The sequence below is a fragment of the Kitasatospora sp. NPDC088134 genome (genome assembly GCF_044741705.1).
Taxonomy (GTDB): Bacteria; Actinomycetota; Actinomycetes; order Streptomycetales; family Streptomycetaceae; genus Kitasatospora.
The window spans coordinates 137,706-156,711 of the sequence record NZ_JBIUTD010000002.1 but is presented as its reverse complement, the minus strand read 5'-3'; the positions used below and the strand labels follow the sequence as shown (position 1 = coordinate 156,711).

Sequence of the window (19,006 nt, the reverse complement as noted above, 5' to 3'; positions counted from 1 at the left end):
TCAGCCGGCTATGCGGGTGGGGACCGGGACGCGGATCTCGGCTTCGCGGCGCCGGCGCCTGGTGAGCACCACCCGGCGTTCGGCGGCGGTGAGGCCGCCCCAGACGCCGTAGGGCTCGGGTTGGGCGAGGGCGTGCTCGCGGCACTCCAGCAGGACCGGGCAGCGGGCGCAGACCCGTTTGGCGTGCTCCTCGCGGGAGAGCCGGGCGGCCGTGGGCTCCTTGGAGGGGGCGAAGAACAGCCCGGCCTCGTCGCTGCGGCAGGCGGCGGAGGTGTGCCAGGGGTTGTCGTCCAGCTCCGGCGTGGCCGCGGGGCGGCGGGCGGCGGCGGTGGCGCTGGACTCGATCGGATGCAGCACGGTGACTCCTGACCGGGATCAGAGGCTCGGGGACGGGGTCGCCCCCCGTGCGGCTGCCCCGTGCTCCCTCGCTGTGGCGCCGTCGTCGCCGACCCGCGGGGTCACAGCCGTACAGGGAACGTTGTGGCTGGGGAACTACCCCACCGCCCCCGGATTCATGCACACCGCACGCAACCGACTACAGCCTGCACTCGGGGCAACGGCGAGTGCCGCCGGGCGGGTTGACGCCCCGTCACGTTTCTGCAGCTCAGTGCTCCAACTGGCGGCGGACCCACTCCTTGAGCTGCTTGCCGCGGCGCAGCCTGGCCTCGACGCCGCCGAAGACCGCGGCGCCCTTGATCCGGACCACCGGCGCGTTCGGGTCGGCGGAGGTCTGCTCGCGGACCTCGAAGCCGCCGAAGATGCCGGTGCCGCCGCCGTGCAGGCTGACGTTCTCGGGGACCCGGACCTCGACGCCGCCGAAGACCGCGACCACCTCGATGACCACCTCCGGGGACTCGAAGACCGCGTCGGTGAGGTCGATCTCGACGCCGCCGAACACCGCGACGGCCTTGAGGTGGGAACCCACCCGCCAGCGGCCCTTGCGGACGGCGGCGCCGAACACCGCGACCATGGTGGGCGCCTCGACCCGGGCCGGCGGCAGCGCGGGCCCGGCCGCGGCGGCGGGAGCCGCCAGCGGGGGCTTGCCGAGGTCGTGGCGGATCGACCCGGGGTGGCCGGGCAGGTCGCGGGTGAGCGGCTCCAACTCGCCGAAGGTGCGGGCGCTGTAGGCGGCCTCGACCCGTTCGGCGTGCTCGTCGGCGGTGAGCCGGCCCTCCGCGTAGGCGTCGCGGAGCAGGTCGGCGACCCGTTCGCGGTCCGCGTCGGAGGCCCGGAGCTCGGCGGCCAGGTCCCGGCCGGGGGCCTTCGCGGGGGCCTTGGCGGGGGCCTCGGCGGGAGCCTTCGCGGGCTCGTTCTGCTGCGTCGGGGCGGGCTGCTGGCCCTGCGGTTCCTGGGCGGGAGAGTTGTCCACGTCACAAGCCTAGCGAGCCCGCCCGCGGCCCGAACGCCGGTTCGACGCAATGGGCGTGAGCCCGGTCACGCCGACGGCCCCGGGCACGGCGGCACCCCGGGGTGCGCCTAACCTGGAGGGTGCCTCGTCGACGACGCCGAAAGAACTGAAGGATCTCCCCATGGCCCCAGAGTTCGCCTACCGCGACCTGCTCCCGCTCGGTTCGGACACCACGCCGTACCGCAAGCTCACCTCCGAGGGCGTCTCGACCTTCGAGGCGGGCGGCCGCACCTTCCTGCAGGTGGAGCCCGAGGCGCTGCGGCTGCTCACCGCCGAGGCGATGCACGACATCTCGCACTACCTGCGCCCGGCGCACCTGGCGCAGCTGCGCCGGATCCTGGACGACCCGGAAGCCAGCCCGAACGACCGCTTCGTGGCGCTGGACCTGCTGAAGAACGTCAACATCTCGGCGGGCGGCATCCTGCCGATGTGCCAGGACACCGGCACCGCGATCGTGATGGGCAAGCGCGGGCAGCACGTGCTGACCTCCGGCGAGGACGAGTCGGCGATCGCCCGCGGCGTGTTCGACGCGTACACCAGGCTGAACCTGCGGTACTCGCAGATGGCGCCGGTGACCATGTGGGACGAGAAGAACACCGGCAACAACCTGCCGGCCCAGATCGAGCTGTACGCCACCGACGGGGACGCCTACAAGTTCCTGTTCATGGCGAAGGGCGGCGGCTCGGCCAACAAGTCGTACCTGTACCAGGAGACCAAGGCGATCCTCAACGAGGCGTCGATGCTCACCTTCCTGGAGCAGAAGATCCGTTCGCTGGGCACCGCGGCCTGCCCGCCGTACCACCTGGCGATCGTGGTCGGCGGCACCAGCGCCGAGTTCGCCCTGAAGACCGCGAAGTACGCCTCCGCGCACTACCTGGACAACCTGCCGACCGGCGGCGACGCGAAGACCGGGCACGGCTTCCGCGACCTGGAGCTGGAGCAGAAGGTCTTCGAGCTGACCCAGCAGATCGGCATCGGCGCGCAGTTCGGCGGCAAGTACTTCTGCCACGACGTGCGCGTCATCCGGCTGCCGCGGCACGGCGCCTCGCTGCCGGTCGCGATGGCGGTGTCCTGCTCGGCGGACCGCCAGGCGCTCGGCAAGATCACCGCCGAGGGCGTGTTCCTGGAGCAGTTGGAGACCGACCCGGCGAAGTACCTGCCGGAGACCACCGACGAGCACCTGAACGACGACGTGGTGCGGATCGACCTGAACCGCCCGATGGCGGAGGTCCGCGCCGAGCTGTCCAAGTACCCGGTGAAGACCCGGCTCTCGCTGACCGGCACGCTGGTGGTGGCCCGCGACATCGCGCACGCCAAGATCAAGGAGCGCCTCGACGCCGGCCAGGGCATGCCGCAGTACCTGCAGGACCACCCGGTGTACTACGCGGGCCCGGCGAAGACCCCCGAGGGCTTCGCGTCCGGCTCGTTCGGCCCGACCACGGCCGGCCGGATGGACTCCTACGTCGACCAGTTCCAGGCGGCGGGCGGCTCGATGGTGATGCTGGCCAAGGGCAACCGCTCCAAGCAGGTCACCAAGGCGTGCGCCGAGCACGGCGGCTTCTACCTGGGTTCGATCGGCGGCCCGGCGGCCCGGCTGGCGCAGGACTGCATCAAGAAGGTCGAGGTGCTGGAGTACCCCGAGCTCGGCATGGAGGCGGTCTGGCGGATCGAGGTGGAGGACTTCCCGGCGTTCATCGTGGTGGACGACAAGGGCAACGACTTCTTCGCCGAGGTCACCGACGGCCCGCTGATCACCAACCTGCGGGTGCGCTCGGCGGAGTAGCCCCCGGACAGTGGAACGAGCCCCGGCCGGTGAGGGTCGGGGCTCGTTCTGGTCGTACGGGCTGTGTCACGGGCAGTTGGTGATGGTGCCGAGCGGCTCGAACACCTCGTCGCCCTTGGGCTGGGCGGGCACCTCGGCGGGCGCCTCGACCGGTGCCTCGGCCAGCACCTGGAGGGCGTTGTCGATCGTGTTCGGGTCGGCGGCGTCAGCGGTGTGCTCGACCGGGGCCGGGGTCTGCTCGGCACCGGGAACGGCGGCGGTGGTGGTCTCGTCGGCCATGGGGTGGGCCGCCTTTCAACTGAGAGGGTTCCGATCGCCCGAACGACTGTCGCTGGGCGCGCGGACAGTATCGTAGGGACCGCTAAATGTCTTATAAACGTCGCACCGCGCATCCACTTGGTGGACGTTTGCGCGCTTCCTCATAAGCTGTCGCCCCCACATGACCGGCGGCAGCGTGGGGAACAGACGGTTCATCGGCCACAGGGGAGGACATGGAGCATCAGGACACGCGCTCCGCCGAGGCGTTGCGTTTCCAAGTGCTCGGCCCTGTCCAGGCGTGGCGCGGCAATGTACCGCTGGCGCTCGGATCGCCGCAGCAACAGGCCGTCCTGGTGGCCCTGTTGCTCGGCGAAGGCCGCCCGGTGACCACCGACGACCTGGTGGACGGCATCTGGGGGGACCGCACCCCGCCGCAGGCGGTGGCCGCGCTGCGCACCTACGTCTCCCGCCTGCGCTCGGTGCTGGAGCCGAACCGGGCCGCCCGGACGCCCTCCGAGGTCCTGGTCTCGATGACCGACGGCTACGCACTGCGGATCCCGCCCGACGCTCTGGACGCGACGGTCTTCGAGCAGCGGGTAGCCGAGGCCGCCGCCGCCCGGGCCGAGGGCGGCCTGCGACCCGCCCACGACGTGCTGGTCGCCGCACTCGACCTGTGGCGTGGCCGTCCGCTGTCCGGCCTGCCGGGGCCGTACGCCGAGGCCCAGCGCGGCCGGCTGGCGGAGCGTCAGCTCTCGGTGGCCGAGGAGCGCTGCGCGCTGGCCCTGGAGATCGGCCTGCACGCCGACGTGGTGGCCGAGTTGAACTCGCTGTCCGCCGCGTACCCGCTGCGCGAACGGCTGCGCGAGCTGCTGATGCTGGCGCTGTACCGCAGCGGCCGACAGGCCGAGTCGCTGGGTGTGTACGCGGACACCCGGAAGCTGCTGATCGACGAGCTGGGCGTGGAGCCGGGCGGCGGGCTGTCCGCGATGCACGCCCGCATCCTGGCCGGCGACCCGGAGCTGCTGGTGCCCGCCGCCGCCCCGCCGAAGGCCGCGGAGGAGCTGCCCGCATTCGTCCCGCCCGCCCAACTCCCGGCCGATGTCTCGGACTTCAGCGGCCGGAGCAAGATGGTGGCCGAACTCCGGGACGTCCTGCGGGCGGGTTCCGGCCAAGCCGTGGTGGTGACCTCGCTGGCCGGCATCGGCGGCGTCGGCAAGACCACCCTGGCGGTGCACGTCGCGCACTCGCTGCGGCCGGACTTCCCGGACGGGCAGCTGTACGTGGACCTGCGCGGCGCGGGCGCCTCCCCGGCCGACCCGGCCGTGGTGCTCGGCGACTTCCTGCACGCGCTCGGCGCACCCGACGCCCCGGACTCGCTGGACCAGCGCGCCGCGCTGTACCGCTCGCTGCTGGCCGACAAGCGGATGCTGATCCTGCTCGACAACGCCCGCGACGCCGGGCAGTTGCGGCCGCTGATCCCCGGCGTCTCCGGCAACGCGGTGATGGTGACCAGCCGTTCCCGGCTGGCCGAGCTCCCCGGCGCGCACCTGGTGGACATCGAGGAGCTGACCCCGGACGAGGCGCTGGCGCTGTTCTCGGCGATCGTCGGGGCCGAGCGGGTCGGCGCCGAACCGGAGGCCGCGCTGCAGGTGGTGACCTCCTGCGGGTTCCTGCCGCTGGCGGTCCGGATCGCCGCCGCCCGGCTGGCCAGCCGCCCGCGCTGGAGCGTCTCCGACCTGGCCCGGCGGTTAGCGGACCAGCGCAACCGGCTCCAGGAGCTCCAACTCGGCAACCTCGCCGTGGAGACCACCCTGGGGCTCGGTTACGCCCAACTCCGCCCGGAGGAGGCCCGGGCCTTCCGGCTGCTGGCCCTGGTGGACTCGCCCGACCTGCCGCTGGCGGCCGTCGCGGCGCTGCTCGGCGCGCCCGAACGGGAGGCCGAGGACCTGGCGGAGGCCCTGGTCGAGGCGAACATGCTGGAGTGCTTCACCCCCGGCCGCTACCGCTACCACGACCTGCTGCGGCTGTACGCCCAGCGGCAGAACACCAAGCTCGACGACACCGAGCAGCAGCAGGCCGCCCTGCTGCGGCTGCTCGCCCTGCTGCACGCCACCGTGCTCGACGCCGAGCGGGTCATCGATCCCGACGAGACCTACATGGAGACACTGCACCCGGCCAGGCCGTCCGGGCGGGCGTTCTCCGGCACCGACGCCGCCCGCGACTGGCTCCGCTCCGAGGTCGCGTTGCTGCTCAGCAGCGTCGAGGCGGCGGCGGGCGCCCCACCGGAACTGCTGCATCCCGCGGTGGACATCCTGCAGCGGATGACCCACCTGGTCGAGGACCCGTCGCTCGCCGCGCGCATCCGCGGCGTGCTGCACGCCGCCGCCGCGAGTGCGGGCGCCCAGGGCGACCCGGAGACGCTGGCCCAGGTGCACTACGCGCTCGGCCACATTCACCAGGTGGCGTCCGAACTCGCCGAGGCGGAGGAGGCGCTGGCGCGGAGCCTGGCGCTCCAACCGATCGACCGCCCCACCATGCTCCGCGCGGCCACCGCCAACGGGCTGGGCGTGACGCTGTTCCGGGCCGGCCGCCCGGCCGAGGCGCTGCGCGTCTACCAGCAGGCCCATCTGCACGCCTCGGGGCTGGGCTCCTCGATCAGCGAGGCCCGGCTGCTGGGCAACCTGGCCCGCGCCTACGTCGGCCTGGACCGGCACGCGGAGGCCCTGGAGTCCGCCCGGGCGGCGGTGACCGCGGCCCGGGCGTCCGGGAACGCGCCGTGTCTGGCGGACACGCTCTACCAGTTGGGCGTGGTGCTGCGGTCGACGGGTTCGCCGGGCGAGGCGGCGCTGCACCTGCGGGAGGCGCACCAGCTGTACCGGGCGCAGCAGCATCCGATCTGGGAGGGCTACTCGCTGGCCCGGCTGGCGGCCTGCCTGGTGGCGGACGGCCGGTTCGCGGAGGCCGCGCAGGCGGCGGAGGAGTCGCTGTCGATCGCCCAGGAGATCGAGGCCGCGTACTGCCAGGGGATGGCGAACGCGGCGCTGGGCGAGGCGCTCCTGGAGTTGGGGCAGCCCGCGCGCGGGCTGGCGTGTCTCCGGGAGGCGCTGGTGGTGTACACGCGGCTCGGTGTGCCCGAGGCCCAGCCGGTGCGGGACCTCATCGACACTCGGCACACCGAGCCTTCCCCCTCTTCTCCCCCCGCGCCGTAGGCTTCCGTTCCCCCCTCGGTACCCCCCTGGTTCCCCTCGGCGGAAGCCCGTCCCCCCGGGAGCGTCGGCGTCCCCGCAGCCCCCCGGCTGCGGGAACGCTTTGACGCTTCCCCGGCGCTGAGAAGACTCTGGCAGGCCGCGATTGACGTTCGATAAACGCCCGCGGCAAGGGGGTCGGCCGCGGGCCCGGGCCGGTCGGCGCGGGCCGGCGGGCCCGGCCGCATGGCGCGGTCGCGCCATGCGGCGCGCGGGGCGGTGGCGCACCACCTGGCGGGCACCGGTGTGCTGCCCCTGGCGGGCGGTGAGCGCCCACTGGCGCACGAGTTGGCCGGAAACGGACTCCACGGTCCGGTGATCGCGTTTATTCTCGAAGGCCAGGGTCGGGAGTGGAGTGCGGACCACGACGGGTGGGGCAGGACGCGCGCGGGAGAGGTGCCCAGATCATCGTGACGGACGAACGGACTGAAGTCCCCGCCGACGCCGACCCGGCGTCCGGGGCGGGTGACCGCCGGGCCGAACGGGCCCGCGGCGCCGCCGTGTTCGACGCCATCGGCGCCCGCTACCAGGAGGTGTTTCCGGCCAGGTCGGGCCAGCTGGCCTGCGGCGACTGGCTGCTGGCCGAACTCCCGCCCGGCGCCCGGGTGCTGGACGTCGGCTGCGGGGCCGGCGAGCCGACCGCCCGTCAGCTCGCCGAGGGCGGCCTGCGGGTGACGGGCGTCGACCTGTCGGCCGGCATGCTGGCGCAGGCCCGGGCGGCCGCCCCGGCCGCCGCCTTCCACCGGCTGGACGTGGTCGACCTGGCCACCCCCGCGGCCGCCGACACCTGGGGCGTGCCGGAGCTGGGCCCCGCCGGGGCCGGGACGCTGGACGCCGCCGCGGCCTTCTTCTCGCTGCTGATGCTGCCCCGGGCCGAGATCGCCGAGACGCTGGGCCGGATCCGCGAACTGCTGCGCCCCGGCGGCCTGCTGGCCCTCGGCATGGTCGAGGCGGACCTGGACGACGTGCCGCTGCCGTTCCTGGAGCGGGAGATCCGGGTCAGCGGGTACCTGCGCGAGGAGCTGACGGCGCTGCTGGAGCGCTCCGGCTTCGCGGTGCAGGCGGTGGACAGCCAGTCGTACGCGCCCGCCGGGTCGGCGCAGCCGCCGGAGACCCAGCTGTACCTGCGCTGTCGGCGCACCGGCTGACGCCGCGTCAGCACCGTCCCCGACGAACCGGCACCTGCACAGATCGGCCAGCCCGTGCGCGACCACCTGGAGCCCCTGGCGGGGCAGCCGCCCGCCGTCCCCGTCCAGCGGCACCCGCCGCCGGCGGCGGCCGGCGGCGCCCCGGTCCGGCTGGCCGAGCGGCTGGCCCGGCTGGACTGCGCGGCCCGGCGGATCAACAGTTCGCTGGACCTGGCGGCGACGCTGCGCAACCTGGGCCGGGTCCTGGTCCCGTCGGTCGCCGACGCCCTGGTGGTGCTGGTCCGCGACCCGCTGCCGGACGTCGAGCGCGACCCGGGCCGCCCGCGGGCGCTGCGGGTGCGGCACACCTGCGGCACCCGGCTGGGCCGCGCCGCGGGGGTGCGGCCGGTGTCGCCGGGCAGCCTGCTGGAGCGGGCCCTGCTGCGGCGCGCCCCGCACGGCCCGACGGTGCTGGACGCCCGGCGCGGCGGCCTGGCCGCCGAGCTGCTGGGCGCCCGCGCGGTCGGTCGGCTGCCTGCCGGAACGACTCTGCTGGCGCTGCCGCTGCACGGCCGGCAGGCCGCGCTCGGCATGCTGCTGCTGGTCCGCCGCCCGCGGCCGGACGGTTCGGCGGCGGGCTTCGACCCGGGCGACACCGCGACCGCCGCGCACCTGGCCACCCACGCGGGCCTCGCCGTGGACACCGCGCTGCGCTACACCCGCGAGTGGGAGATCGCCGACGAGTTGCAGCGCTCGATGCTGCCCGCGCACCTGCCGCAGCCGCACGGCGTCCGGCTGGCGCACCGCTACCTGCCGGGCGAGCGCGGCGCGCAGGTCGGCGGCGACTGGTACGACGCGATCCCGCTGCCCGGCAACCGGGTCGCACTGATCGTCGGCGACGTGATGGGCCACTCGCTGACCTCGGCGGCCGTGATGGGCCAGCTGCGCACCTCCGCGCAGACCCTGGCGGGCCTCGACCTGCCGCCGCACGAGGTGCTGTACCACCTCGACGAGCAGGCCCAACGGCTGGGCCAGGAGCACCACTTGGCGACCTGCGTGTACGCGGTCTACGACCCGATCGCGGGCCGGGTGGTGATCGCCAACGCCGGGCACGTGCCGCCGGTGCTGCTCGCTCCGGACGGCTCCGGCCGGCTGCTGGACCTGCCGCCGGGCGCGCCGATCGGCGTCGGCGGGGTGGACTTCTCCTCGGTGGAGCTGCCCGCGCCGCCCGGCTCCTCGCTGCTGCTGTTCACCGACGGCCTGGTGGAGACCCGGCGCCGCCCGCTCGGCACCGGCCTGGAGCTGCTCCGGGCCCGGCTGGCGGGCGGGAGCCGGCTCGACCCGGAGCAGCTGTGCCAGGAGGCGCTGCGCATCCTGCCGCCGGGCGACCGGGCCGACGACATCGCGCTGCTCGCCGCGGCCTTCGACGGCATCCCGGCCGAGGACGTCGCCTACTGGTACCTGCAGCCGAAGCACGAGACCCCGGGCCGGGCCCGCCGGCTGGCCGGGCACACGCTGCGCCGCTGGGGCCTGGACCACCTGGCCGAGAGCTGCGAACTGATGGTCAGTGAGCTGGTCACCAACGCCGTCCAGCACGCCACCCGCCCGGTGACGCTGCGGCTGGTGCGGACGTCGGTGCTGCGCTGCGAGGTCGGCGACGACTCGCCCGCGCTGCCGCGCACCCGCCGGGCCGGGCCCGAGGAGGAGCGCGGGCGGGGCCTGCAGATAGTGGGTCGGTGCGCGGACCGCTGGGGCGCGACCCGGCTGGGCACGGGCAAGGTGGTCTGGTTCGAGCAGCGGCTCGGCGGCGAGCCGGTCAGCCGCTGAACCTCGGGTCCGCGGCGGCGAGCCGGTCGAGCCCGTCGAGCACCTGCGGGCCGAGCACGGCGAGCGCGAGCGGGCGGCTGCGGCGCAGTCCGAGGACGGTGCGCAGCACGTCGGCGTGGTGGATCTCGCGCAGCGCCCCGGCGTACTCCTCGGCCTCCTCGGGTCCGGCCTGCTGCCAGGCCAGCACCAGCGCCTTGACCACGGCGAACATCATCCGCCGCCCGCGGACGAGTTCGGGCCGCTGGTTGAGGCCGAACACCTCGATGGTGGCCTCGCCGCGGACGGTCAGCGGGTCGTAGGCGCCGGAGTCCAGGTAGAGCCGCAGGTGCTCGGCCGGGTCCTCGCGGCACGGGTCGACCAGCAGGCCGTCGCCGGTGGCCGGGTCGCGCGGGAACAGGTCGCGCTTGCGGTTGCTGTTGCAGTGCGCGCAGGCCAGTAGGTGGTTCTGCCAGTCGAAGGTGCGCAGCGGCGCCTGGGCGATCGGTTCGAAGTGGTCGATGTCGGTGCCGAGGTTGTCCCCGCAGTACATGCAGCGTTCCAGGCCGGGCGCCATCTGCCGCAGCATCAGCCGCAGTTGGGCCTTCGGCCGGACGGCCTTGCGCCAGGCGGCGCGTCCGGAGGCGGTGCTCGGGCCGGCCGTCCGGATGCCGGCGGTGGCGCGTTCCAGTTCGGCGGCCAGCCGGGGCTGGAGCGGCGGCCGCTGGAGCGGGATCACCGGTCCCGGCCGAGCAGCCGCGCGGTGACCTCGTCGACCCGGGCGGTCAGCGAACTGTTCAGCTTCGCCCCCAGCTCCCGGTACTCGGCGGCCTCCGCGTCGGTGGCCTGACCGGCGTACAGCTTGCGCTCCAGCCGCACCAGCAGCCGCCGTTCGGCCTCGGCGGCGGGCGAGTAGGCGCTCGGCAGCCCGAACAGTTCGGACAGCGCGGTGTCCTCGCCGCTGCCGTACAGCACCCGCTGCCGGATCTCCTCGTCCAGCCGGTACGGGGCCCGCTCCTCGTCCGGCCCCGGCAGGTGGATCAGCGCGCCGGGGTCGGCGGCCTGGCAGACGTACGGGCTGTGGGTGGCGACGATGAACTGGGTGTCCGGGAAGGACTCGGTCAGCCAGGGGCCGATCCGCTGCTGCCAGGCCGGGTGCAGGTGCCGGTCCGCGTCGTCGAGCAGCACCGGGCCGGGGCGGGCGGTCGCGGCGAGCAGGCTGGCCAGCCGGGCCAACCGGGCGGTGCCGTCGCCGAGTTCGTCCAGCGGGACCTCCAGGCCGCCGTGCGCGACCAGCTGCCGTTCGGGGTCGCTGACCCGCCAGCCCGCAGGCAGCACCCGCTCCAGCAGCTCCGCCCGCAGCGGGACGTCGCGGCCGGCCGACCGGTCCAGGTAGCGGGCCCGCGGTTCGCCGGCCCGCTCCCCCACCCGCCAGCGCGGCGCGGGCGCGGCCTCCACCCATCCCTGCTCGCCCCACACCCCGGCGTCCCCGCCCGGCAGCGCCCCGAGCGCCATCCCGAGCGCCCGCAGCAGCGTGCTCTTCCCGCTCCCGTTCGGCCCGGCCAGCACCGTCCACCCGGCCCCCGCCGGCACCCGCACGTCCACCTCCCGCACCCCGCGGAAGCACTTCACCCCGGACACCCTGATCCGCGACACGTACACCGGCCACCACCCCCGTCTGGAACCCGCCACCCGTTCTATGCCCACCCACTGCCTCGCCCACCCTGCACGCGCCGGGGGCCGAACTCTTCCGGTGGGGCGCTCACGGGTGGGCGGGTGGGCGAGGAGGCCCCGGCCGTCAGGCCGTGAGGCGGACGGGCAGCTCGCGCAGCGCCTCGCGGAGGTCGGCGGCGAAGCGCTGGTACTCGCCGGTGCGGGCGGAGCCGGGGCGGTGGGCGAGGCCGATCCGGCGGCCGGGTGCGGGGTGGGCGAAGCGGACGGCGGCGAGGCGGTCGGTGCGTCCGGTCTCGACGTCGAGCGCGGTGGCGGGGAGCAGGGTGACGCCGAGCCCGCCGGCCACGAGTTGGACCAGGGTGGCGAGTCCGGCGGCCCGGGTGGAGCCGCCGGCGCTGTCGGCGCCGGCCTCCCGGCAGATCTCCAGGGCCTGGTCGCGCAGGCAGTGGCCCTCCTCCAGCAGCAGCACGTCGAGGTCGAGCAGCAGGTCGCGGGCGACGTCGGTCCGGCCGGCGAGGTCGTGCTCGGGCGGCACGATCAGCACGAAGTCCTCGTCGAACAGCGGGATCTCGGCGACCGGCGTGCCGCCGCCGGCGGGCAGCGCGAGCAGCAGCAGGTCGAGCCGGCCGCCGGCCAGGCCGTCGAGCAGGGAGGGGGTGCGCTCCTCGTGGACGTGCAGTTCGAGGTCGGGGTAGCAGTCGCGGACCAGCCGGAGCACGGCGGGCAGCAGGTAGGGTGCGACGGTCGGGATGACGCCGAGGTGCAGCGGCCCGGTGAAGGGGCGGCGGGCGGCCTCGGCCTCCTCGGTGAGGGCGTGCAGCGCGGACAGCACCCGGCGCGCGTGCTCGGCCACGCGCTCCCCGAGAGGGGTGATCACCACCCGGCGGGTGGTCCGCTCGACCAGCTGCGCGCCGAGTGCCTCCTCCAGCGCGGCGACCGCTCCGGAGAGCGCGGGCTGGCTGGTGCCGATCGCGGCGGCGGCCTCCCGGAAGTGCCGGTGCTCGGCGACGGCGGCGAAGGCCCGCAGCTGGGAGACGGTGGGGGTGCGGGGCGCGCTGCTTCTCACGGTGGTGCTTCCTTGCCGGTCGGTGCTCCCTCCCAGTGTGCCGGATTGATCGGAATCGCCTATCGCGGCATGAGCGAGAACCGATTTCACTGATCAGTAGCGGTGTGCGAGGCTGGGAGCTGTCCGCAATCCGGACAACCCTCGTCCCAAACCCTGGAGAAGCGACGTGCTGACGATCGGCGACAAGTTCCCCGAGTACGAACTCAACGCCTGCGTGGACCTCGACGCCGCCAAGGCCTTCGCCGAGATCGACCACAAGTCCTACGAGGGCAAGTGGCGCGTGGTGTTCTTCTGGCCGATGGACTTCACCTTCGTCTGCCCGACCGAGATCGCCGCCTTCGGCAAGCTGAACGACGAGTTCGCCGACCGCGACGCCCAGATCCTCGGCGTCTCCGGCGACTCCGAGTACGTGCACCACGCCTGGCGCAAGGACCACAAGGACCTGCGCGACCTGCCCTTCCCGATGCTGGCCGACGTCAAGCACGACCTGATGCGGGCCTGCGGCGTCGAGGGCGCGGACGGCACCGCCCAGCGCGCGGTGTTCATCGTGGACCCGAACAACGAGATCCAGTTCGTCATGGTGACCGCCGGCTCCGTCGGCCGTAACCCCAAGGAGGTCCTGCGGGTGCTCGACGCACTGCAGACCGACGAGCTGTGCCCCTGCAACTGGAACAAGGGCGAGGACACCCTCGACGCCCAGTCCCTGCTGGCGGGCTGACCCGATGGCCCTCGACGAGCTCAAGGCCGCGCTGCCGGACTACGCCAAGGACCTCAAGCTCAACCTCGGTTCGGTGATCGGCAACTCCGACCTCCCCGAGCAGCAGCTCTGGGGCACCGTCCTCGCCTGCGCGATGGCCACCCGGTCGCCGATCGTGCTGCGCGAGCTGGAGCCCGAGGCCAAGGCCAACCTGAAGCCCGAGGCCTACGAAGCCGCCAAGGGCGCGGCCGCGATCATGGCGATGAACAACGTCTACTACCGGACGCTGCACCTGCTCTCCGACAAGGAGTACGGGACGATGCGGGCCGGTCTGCGGATGAACATCATCGGCAACCCGGGCGTCGACAAGGTCGACTTCGAGCTGTGGTCGTTCGCCGTCTCGGCGATCAACGGCTGCGGCCAGTGCCTCGACTCGCACGAGGGCGTGCTGCGCAAGGCCGGTGTCGACCGCGAGGTCATCCAGGCCGCGGTCAAGATCGCCGCGACCGTCCAGGCGGTCGCCGCGGTGCTCGACGCCGAGGCCGCGCTGCCGCAGTAGGCAGGCGCGACGCGAAAAGAGGTCCGCCCGACCGGAGGGTTCTCCGGTCGGGCGGACCTCTTCGCGTCGCGTCGGCTACTGCTTGCGGGCCGCCTCGATGGCCTGGAAGACCTGTTGGCCCGCCGCGTTGCGCTGGCGCAGGTGTCCGGTGACGGTGTTGGTGACGGCGATCAGCGGGACAGCGACGATCGCGCCGGCGATGCCGCCGACGATGGAGCCGGCCGCGACGCCGAGGACGACGGCCAGCGGGTGGACCCGGACGGCCCGGCCGAGGATCAGCGGCTGCAGGATGTGGCCCTCCAGCTGCTGGACGGCGACCAGCACCACCAGCGCCATCAGCGCCTTGAAGGGCCCGACGGTGACCAGTGCGATCAGCACCGCGATGGTGCCGGTGACGAGCGCGCCGACCAGCGGCACGAACGCTCCCAGGAAGATGATCACCGCGAGCGGCATCGCCATCGGCACGCCCAGCAGTTGGAGTCCGATGCCGATGCAGAGCGCGTCGATGAAGGCGACGGTGACGGTGCCCCGGACGTACGCGGTCAGCGTGGTCCAGGCCTTGGGGCCGGCCCCGGCCATCGCGTACCGGGAGTGCCGGGGCAGGCCGCGCAGCGTCCAGCTCCAGATCCGGGAGCCGTCGTAGAGCAGGAAGAAGGTGGTGAAGGCGGTCAGCGCGATGCCGGTGAGCAGTTCGACGGCGATGCTGACGCCGGTGAAGCCGGCCGAGGTGAGCTGGTCGGAGTTCTTGCCGATGGACGCGGTGATCTGGTTGGTGACGTTGTCCAGCTGGTCCTGGGTCAGGTGGAACGGGCCGGTGACCAGCCAGTCCCGCAGCGTGCGGACGCCGTCCTGGGCCTTGACGGTGACCCGGTCCAGGTTGGTCGACACCTGCCAGAACACGAACCAGCCGACCAGGCCGATCCCGGCCAGGCCGGACAGGAACGTCCCGGCGGCGGCCAGCGAGCGCGGGACGCCGTGCCGCCGCAGCCAGGAGACGGTGGGCTCCAGCAGGGCGGAGATCAGCAGCGCGGCGACGGCGGAGAAGGCCACCAGCCGGAGCGTGTCGATGACCCGGAACAGCACGTACACGGCGACGCCGAGCAGCAGCAGCCGCCAGGTGGACTCGGCGGCGACCCGCAGCGTCCAGGGCACCGCGTCCACAGGGTTGCTCGGTCGGCCGGGCGGCGGGCCCCAGGACGCCTGCTCGGCGGGCTCGGCGGGCTCGGCCGCGCGCGGGGCGGGGACGGTGTCGATCTCGACGGCCTTGTCGGTGGCCGGCCCGGTGTGCTCGGCGAGCTGACGGGCCGTCTGCTCGGCGGTGCGCAGCGCGGCGCGCTCGGCGACCAGTTCGACGGCCTGCTCGTGGGCGAGGGCGTGCGCCTCCGCGGAGATGGCCGCGCGACGGCGGCGTTCGGCGGCGGCGAACAGTCCGGCCGCGAGGGCGCCGATCTTGGCGACGCCGCGCCAGCGGCCGCCGCTCGTCTCTTCCGTCACTGCCCGGTCTCCCCCTGTCGGTCCCTGCGGGCCGCGGGTCGCACGGCCGTCGGTGAGGAACGCTACCCGCCGGTGCGGGGCACGGTCTCGGGGGTTGCCGGGCCGCCTTCGGGCGAATCGGCATAAAAGCGGATGAACCACCAGGCGCACGTGAGCAATTCACACCTGTCGCCCGCCCGGCGACGCGAAGACCCCCGCCGCGCGGGACGCGGCGGGGGCCTTCGACGGACCGGTCTTTAGTACCAGTGGTGGGACTGCCAGAACGACCAGGCGCCGCAGGGGCTGCCGTAGCGGCTGTTCATGTAGTTCAGGCCCCACTTGATCTGGGTGGCGGGGTTGGTGCGCCAGTCCGCGCCGGCCGAGGCCATCTTCGAGCCCGGCAGGGCCTGGACCAGGCCGTAGGCGCCCGAGGAGGCGTTGGTGGCGGTGTAGTCCCAGCCGCTCTCGCGCTTGACGATCTGGCTGAAGCACTGGAACTGGTCGGCGTCGCCGACGATCTGCAGCGCCATGTCCTGGACCGAGCCGGGGCTGACGGTGGCCAGCACGCTGCGGGCGGCGGCGCGGTTGGCCTCCTCCTTGGCGCGCTTCTCCTCCGCGGCCTTGGCGGCCTTCTCGGCGTCGGCCTTGGCCTGCGCGTCGGCGGCGGCCTTCTGGCGGGCGGCTTCCTCGGCGGCCTTCTTGGCGGCGGCGTCGGCGGAGACCTGCTGGGCGTCGGCCTGGCGGCCGATTCCGTCGCTGACGTTCTGGACGTGCGCGCCGGCGGGCGCGTCGGCGAGCAGGGTCGCGCTGGCCACGTCGACCGTGGTGGCGGCCTTGCCCTCACTACCAGAGGCGGCGCCCACGACGGCACCGACGGCGGTCACCGCGGTGGCGGAGGCGACAGCGACTCCCCGGACCGAGATCCGAGTCACATGGTTTCCTTCCAGCGTCGCCCGGCGTGTGACCGTACGGGCGCGTATCTGCCCCTGGCACTGGTCTCCGTCGAACGCTGGTCACCGGAGGCGCGGGCTCGGCCGCCTGTCCGGGCGGAGCCGGGCGGGGGCGGTTCGATCGAGCGGCGTACGGCCGTGCGGTGTTCAGTTTTCCGCCCGCGGACCGGGGTCCTGGGGCGAGGTGCTGCCGTACGCGGGGCCTGACAGAACCCACACCATGCCGCACGCGGGCGTGTCTACGCAATTCCCTCCGCCGTGGCAGATCTCACAAACTTTTCGACCAGCGCGTTTGGTGGACGAACGGCCGAGACCCCGTCAGTTCCCTGCACGGCGAAGGGGCCTGACGGTATATGTCAGACCCCTTTGCCCCGGTGTGTCCCGTTATGCCTAGGGCTGGATGTCCTCCAGCATCTCGGTCACCAGTGCGGCGATCGGCGAGCGCTCCGAACGCGTGAGCGTGATGTGGGCGAACAGCGGGTGGCCCTTCAGCTTCTCCACCACCGCGACCACGCCGTCGTACCGGCCGACCCGCAGGTTGTCGCGCTGGGCGACGTCGTGGGTCAGCACGACGCGGGAGTTCTGGCCGATCCGGGACAGCACCGTGAGCAGCACGTTGCGCTCCAGGGACTGCGCCTCGTCGACGATCACGAAGGCGTCGTGCAGCGAGCGCCCGCGGATGTGGGTGAGCGGCAGCACCTCCAGCATGCCGCGGGAGATGACCTCCTCGATCACGTCGGGGGTGGTGACGGCGGAGAGGGTGTCGAAGACCGCCTGCGCCCAGGGGCCCATCTTCTCGGCCTCGCTGCCGGGCAGGTAGCCGAGCTCCTGGCCGCCGACCGCGTACAGCGGGCGGAACACCATCACCTTGCGGTGCTGGCGGCGCTCCAGGACGGCTTCCAGGCCGGCGCACAGCGCGAGCGCGGACTTGCCGGTGCCGGCCCGGCCACCCATCGAGATGATGCCGATCTCGGGGTCGAGCAGCAGGTCGAGGGCGACCCGCTGCTCGGCGCTGCGGCCGCGCAGGCCGAACGCCTCGCGGTCGCCGCGGACCAGCTGCACCCGGCCGTCGGGGGCCACCCGGCCGAGCGCGCGGCCGCGCTCGGAGTGCAGCACCAGGCCGGTGTGGACAGGGAGTTGGTCGGCTCCCTCGATCCGGAGGGCGTGCTCCTGGCCGGCGAACAGCTCGTCCACCCGGTCGGCCGGGACGTGCAGTTCGGTCATGCCCGTCCAGCCCGAGGTGACCGCCAGCTCGGCCCGGTACTCCTCGGCCAGCAGGCCGACCGAGCTCGCCTTGATCCGCAGCGGCAGGTCCTTGGAGACGACGGTGACGTCGTAGCCCTCGGCCTGCAGGTTGCGGGCCACCGCCAGGATGCGGGTGTCCGCCTCGCCGCCGCCGAGCCGGTAGCCGGCCGGCAGGATCGAGGTGTCGGAGTGGTTGAGCTCGACCCGGATGGTGCCGCCCAGCTCGCCGACCGGGATCGGCTCGTCGAGCCGGCCGTGGCGGACCCGGTAGTCGTCCAGCAGGCGCAGCGCCTGGCGGGCGAAGTAGCCGAGCTCCGGGTGGTGGCGTTTGGCCTCCAACTCGGTGACGACGACGACCGGGAGGACGACCTCGTGCTCCTCGAAACGCGTCATGGCGAGAGGGTCGGCCAGGAGCACGCTGGTGTCGAGGACGTACGTGCGCCGGTCAGGTGTCCGGCGGCTCTTGGTACTGACCACTAGCCCTCCAGAGCGGGTGACCCGACGTCACCCGCGGCCCACCCGTCCCCGCGGCCCCGCTGGCCGGGAGGACGGTCTGAAGGGTGTATTCCCAGGCGAGGGGCCCCGCATTCGCGCCGGAGCGAACGTCGGGATCACAACAGGTGAACGTTTTCCCACCCGTCCCACGGGTAGGGGGCCCTGACCGCGGGTCAGCCCCGGCCGGGGTCGGTCAGCGTCCCAGCCGGCGGTTGCGGAGCTGGTAGTCGCGCAGCGCGCGGAGGAAGTCGACCTTGCGGAAGGCGGGCCAGTAGGCCTCGCAGAAGTAGAACTCGCTGTGCGCGGACTGCCAGAGCAGGAAGCCGGACAGCCGCTGCTCGCCGGAGGTGCGGATCACCAGGTCCGGGTCGGGCTGCCCCTTGGTGTACAGGTGTTCGGCGATGTGCTCGACGTCCAGCACCTCGGCCAGTTCCTCGATCGAGGTGCCGCGGACGGCGTGCTCCTGGAGCAGCGAGCGGACGGCGTCGGCGATCTCCTGTCGGCCGCCGTAGCCGATCGCCACGTTGACCGTCAGCCCGTCGATGTACTCGGTGGCCTGGGCGGCCTGCTTGAGCCGCTCGGCGGTGGGGGCGGGCAGCAGGTCGAGCGCGCCCACCGGGTGGACCTTCCAGCGGCCGGCGTCGACCAGGCCCTGCACGGCGTCCTCGATGATGCCGAGCAGCGGGACGAGCTCCTCCGCGGGCCGGGACAGGTTGTCGGTGGAGAGCATCCAGAGGGTGACCACCCGGACGTCGGTCTCCGCGCACCAGCCGAGGAACTCGCTGATCTTGTCGGCGCCGCGCTGGTGGCCGTAGGCGGTGGTGCCGCCGGCCGCCTTCGCCCAGCGGCGGTTGCCGTCCAGGATCACCCCGATGTGGTGCGGGGTGTTGGCCAGGTGCACCTCGACCCGGCGGCCGTACAACCGGTAGGCCTTGTCTAGCAGGGTGCGCAGCCCCGGCGTGCCTTCCACCACCTCGCGCAGACCCATGTCGAACGGCCCTTCCGTGCTGATTGCTCCGGGTGCGAAATCCCTGCGGCAGCCTACTCCGCTCTGCTTTCGGGACGGCAAAACCGCAGGTACCGGTCTTGTCACGGTGCGCGCACGGGTCGGGATACGGAACGGTCTCCGAATCCTTAAACCGTCCCTAAACCGGATTCCGGGTCTTGACGCTCCCCAATGGTCTAGTCCAGCGTGTGGGCAGCACCACACCGGACCCTCCCCC

General features: G+C 73.5%; 16 protein-coding genes. 6 read left to right on the top strand and 10 right to left on the bottom strand.

Annotated features, from left to right (window positions below):
• Together ACIOHG_RS04265 and ACIOHG_RS04260 are read right to left on the bottom strand one after the other, a co-directional pair.
• Complete coding sequence (locus ACIOHG_RS04265; protein WP_400945107.1) at positions 1-357, bottom strand: WhiB family transcriptional regulator; 357 nt, start codon at positions 355-357, stop codon at positions 1-3.
• 247 nt (positions 358-604) lie between these two features.
• Positions 605-1,369, bottom strand: coding sequence for a DUF1707 domain-containing protein (locus ACIOHG_RS04260; RefSeq protein WP_400945106.1), 765 nt, complete (start codon positions 1,367-1,369; stop codon positions 605-607).
• A gap of 160 nt (positions 1,370-1,529) precedes the next feature.
• Between ACIOHG_RS04260 and ACIOHG_RS04255 the strand changes: the two genes are divergently transcribed.
• Positions 1,530-3,191 (top strand): fumarate hydratase, encoded by a 1,662-nt coding sequence (locus ACIOHG_RS04255; RefSeq protein ID WP_400945105.1) that lies wholly within the window; start codon positions 1,530-1,532, stop codon positions 3,189-3,191.
• A 66-nt stretch (positions 3,192-3,257) separates the two neighbouring features.
• On the opposite strand, the gene ACIOHG_RS04250 is transcribed toward ACIOHG_RS04255, so the two are convergent.
• Positions 3,258-3,470 carry a hypothetical protein gene (locus ACIOHG_RS04250; RefSeq protein ID WP_400945103.1) on the bottom strand — a complete coding sequence of 71 codons (213 nt, stop codon included), beginning with the start codon at positions 3,468-3,470 and terminating at the stop codon, positions 3,258-3,260.
• Positions 3,471-3,682: 212 nt separating this feature from the next.
• On the opposite strand from ACIOHG_RS04250, the gene ACIOHG_RS04245 reads away from it, so the two are divergent.
• The 3 genes from ACIOHG_RS04245 to ACIOHG_RS04235 all read left to right on the top strand — a co-directional run bounded on the left by ACIOHG_RS04245 (position 3,683) and on the right by ACIOHG_RS04235 (position 9,648).
• Positions 3,683-6,658: an AfsR/SARP family transcriptional regulator gene (locus tag ACIOHG_RS04245; protein WP_400945101.1), complete on the top strand. Its 2,976-nt coding sequence runs from the start codon at positions 3,683-3,685 to the stop codon at positions 6,656-6,658.
• A gap of 446 nt (positions 6,659-7,104) precedes the next feature.
• On the top strand, positions 7,105-7,842 hold the full coding sequence (locus tag ACIOHG_RS04240; protein WP_400945099.1) for a class I SAM-dependent DNA methyltransferase: 738 nt from the start codon (positions 7,105-7,107) through the stop codon (positions 7,840-7,842).
• 54 nt (positions 7,843-7,896) lie between these two features.
• Positions 7,897-9,648, top strand: a complete 1,752-nt coding sequence (locus ACIOHG_RS04235) for a SpoIIE family protein phosphatase (protein WP_400945097.1) — start codon at positions 7,897-7,899, stop codon at positions 9,646-9,648.
• On the opposite strand, the gene ACIOHG_RS04230 is transcribed toward ACIOHG_RS04235, so the two are convergent.
• The 3 genes from ACIOHG_RS04230 to ACIOHG_RS04220 form a co-directional block, all read right to left on the bottom strand.
• A complete protein-coding gene (locus tag ACIOHG_RS04230) occupies positions 9,638-10,363 on the bottom strand; it encodes an HNH endonuclease (protein ID WP_400945095.1) in 726 nt (241 codons plus the stop codon). The genes ACIOHG_RS04235 and ACIOHG_RS04230 overlap by 11 nt on opposite strands.
• Positions 10,360-11,280, bottom strand: coding sequence for an AAA family ATPase (locus ACIOHG_RS04225; protein WP_400945093.1), 921 nt, complete (start codon positions 11,278-11,280; stop codon positions 10,360-10,362). The genes ACIOHG_RS04230 and ACIOHG_RS04225 overlap by 4 nt, the downstream gene beginning before the upstream one ends.
• A 142-nt stretch (positions 11,281-11,422) precedes the next feature.
• Positions 11,423-12,364 carry a LysR substrate-binding domain-containing protein gene (locus ACIOHG_RS04220; protein ID WP_400945091.1) on the bottom strand — a complete coding sequence of 314 codons (942 nt, stop codon included), beginning with the start codon at positions 12,362-12,364 and terminating at the stop codon, positions 11,423-11,425.
• A 166-nt stretch (positions 12,365-12,530) separates the two neighbouring features.
• Here ACIOHG_RS04220 and ACIOHG_RS04215 point away from each other — a divergent pair, with 166 nt between their 5' ends.
• On the top strand, positions 12,531-13,082 hold the full coding sequence (locus ACIOHG_RS04215) for a peroxiredoxin (protein ID WP_400945089.1): 552 nt from the start codon (positions 12,531-12,533) through the stop codon (positions 13,080-13,082).
• Positions 13,083-13,086: 4 nt separating this feature from the next.
• The gene (locus tag ACIOHG_RS04210; RefSeq protein ID WP_400945087.1) at positions 13,087-13,620 is read left to right on the top strand and encodes an alkyl hydroperoxide reductase; all 534 of its coding nucleotides are present in this window, start codon (positions 13,087-13,089) and stop codon (positions 13,618-13,620) included.
• 75 nt (positions 13,621-13,695) lie between these two features.
• Here ACIOHG_RS04210 and ACIOHG_RS04205 read toward each other — a convergent pair whose 3' ends face one another.
• The 4 genes from ACIOHG_RS04205 to ACIOHG_RS04190 all read right to left on the bottom strand — a co-directional run bounded on the left by ACIOHG_RS04205 (position 13,696) and on the right by ACIOHG_RS04190 (position 18,771).
• On the bottom strand, positions 13,696-15,114 hold the full coding sequence (locus tag ACIOHG_RS04205; RefSeq protein ID WP_400945085.1) for an AI-2E family transporter: 1,419 nt from the start codon (positions 15,112-15,114) through the stop codon (positions 13,696-13,698).
• A 236-nt stretch (positions 15,115-15,350) separates the two neighbouring features.
• A complete protein-coding gene (locus ACIOHG_RS04200; protein ID WP_400945083.1) occupies positions 15,351-16,025 on the bottom strand; it encodes a transglycosylase SLT domain-containing protein in 675 nt (224 codons plus the stop codon).
• Between the two features lie 408 nt (positions 16,026-16,433).
• The gene (locus ACIOHG_RS04195; RefSeq protein WP_400945081.1) at positions 16,434-17,765 is read right to left on the bottom strand and encodes a PhoH family protein; all 1,332 of its coding nucleotides are present in this window, start codon (positions 17,763-17,765) and stop codon (positions 16,434-16,436) included.
• Positions 17,766-17,976: 211 nt separating this feature from the next.
• Positions 17,977-18,771 carry an isoprenyl transferase gene (locus ACIOHG_RS04190; protein ID WP_400945079.1) on the bottom strand — a complete coding sequence of 265 codons (795 nt, stop codon included), beginning with the start codon at positions 18,769-18,771 and terminating at the stop codon, positions 17,977-17,979.
• Positions 18,772-19,006 lie beyond the last annotated feature (235 nt).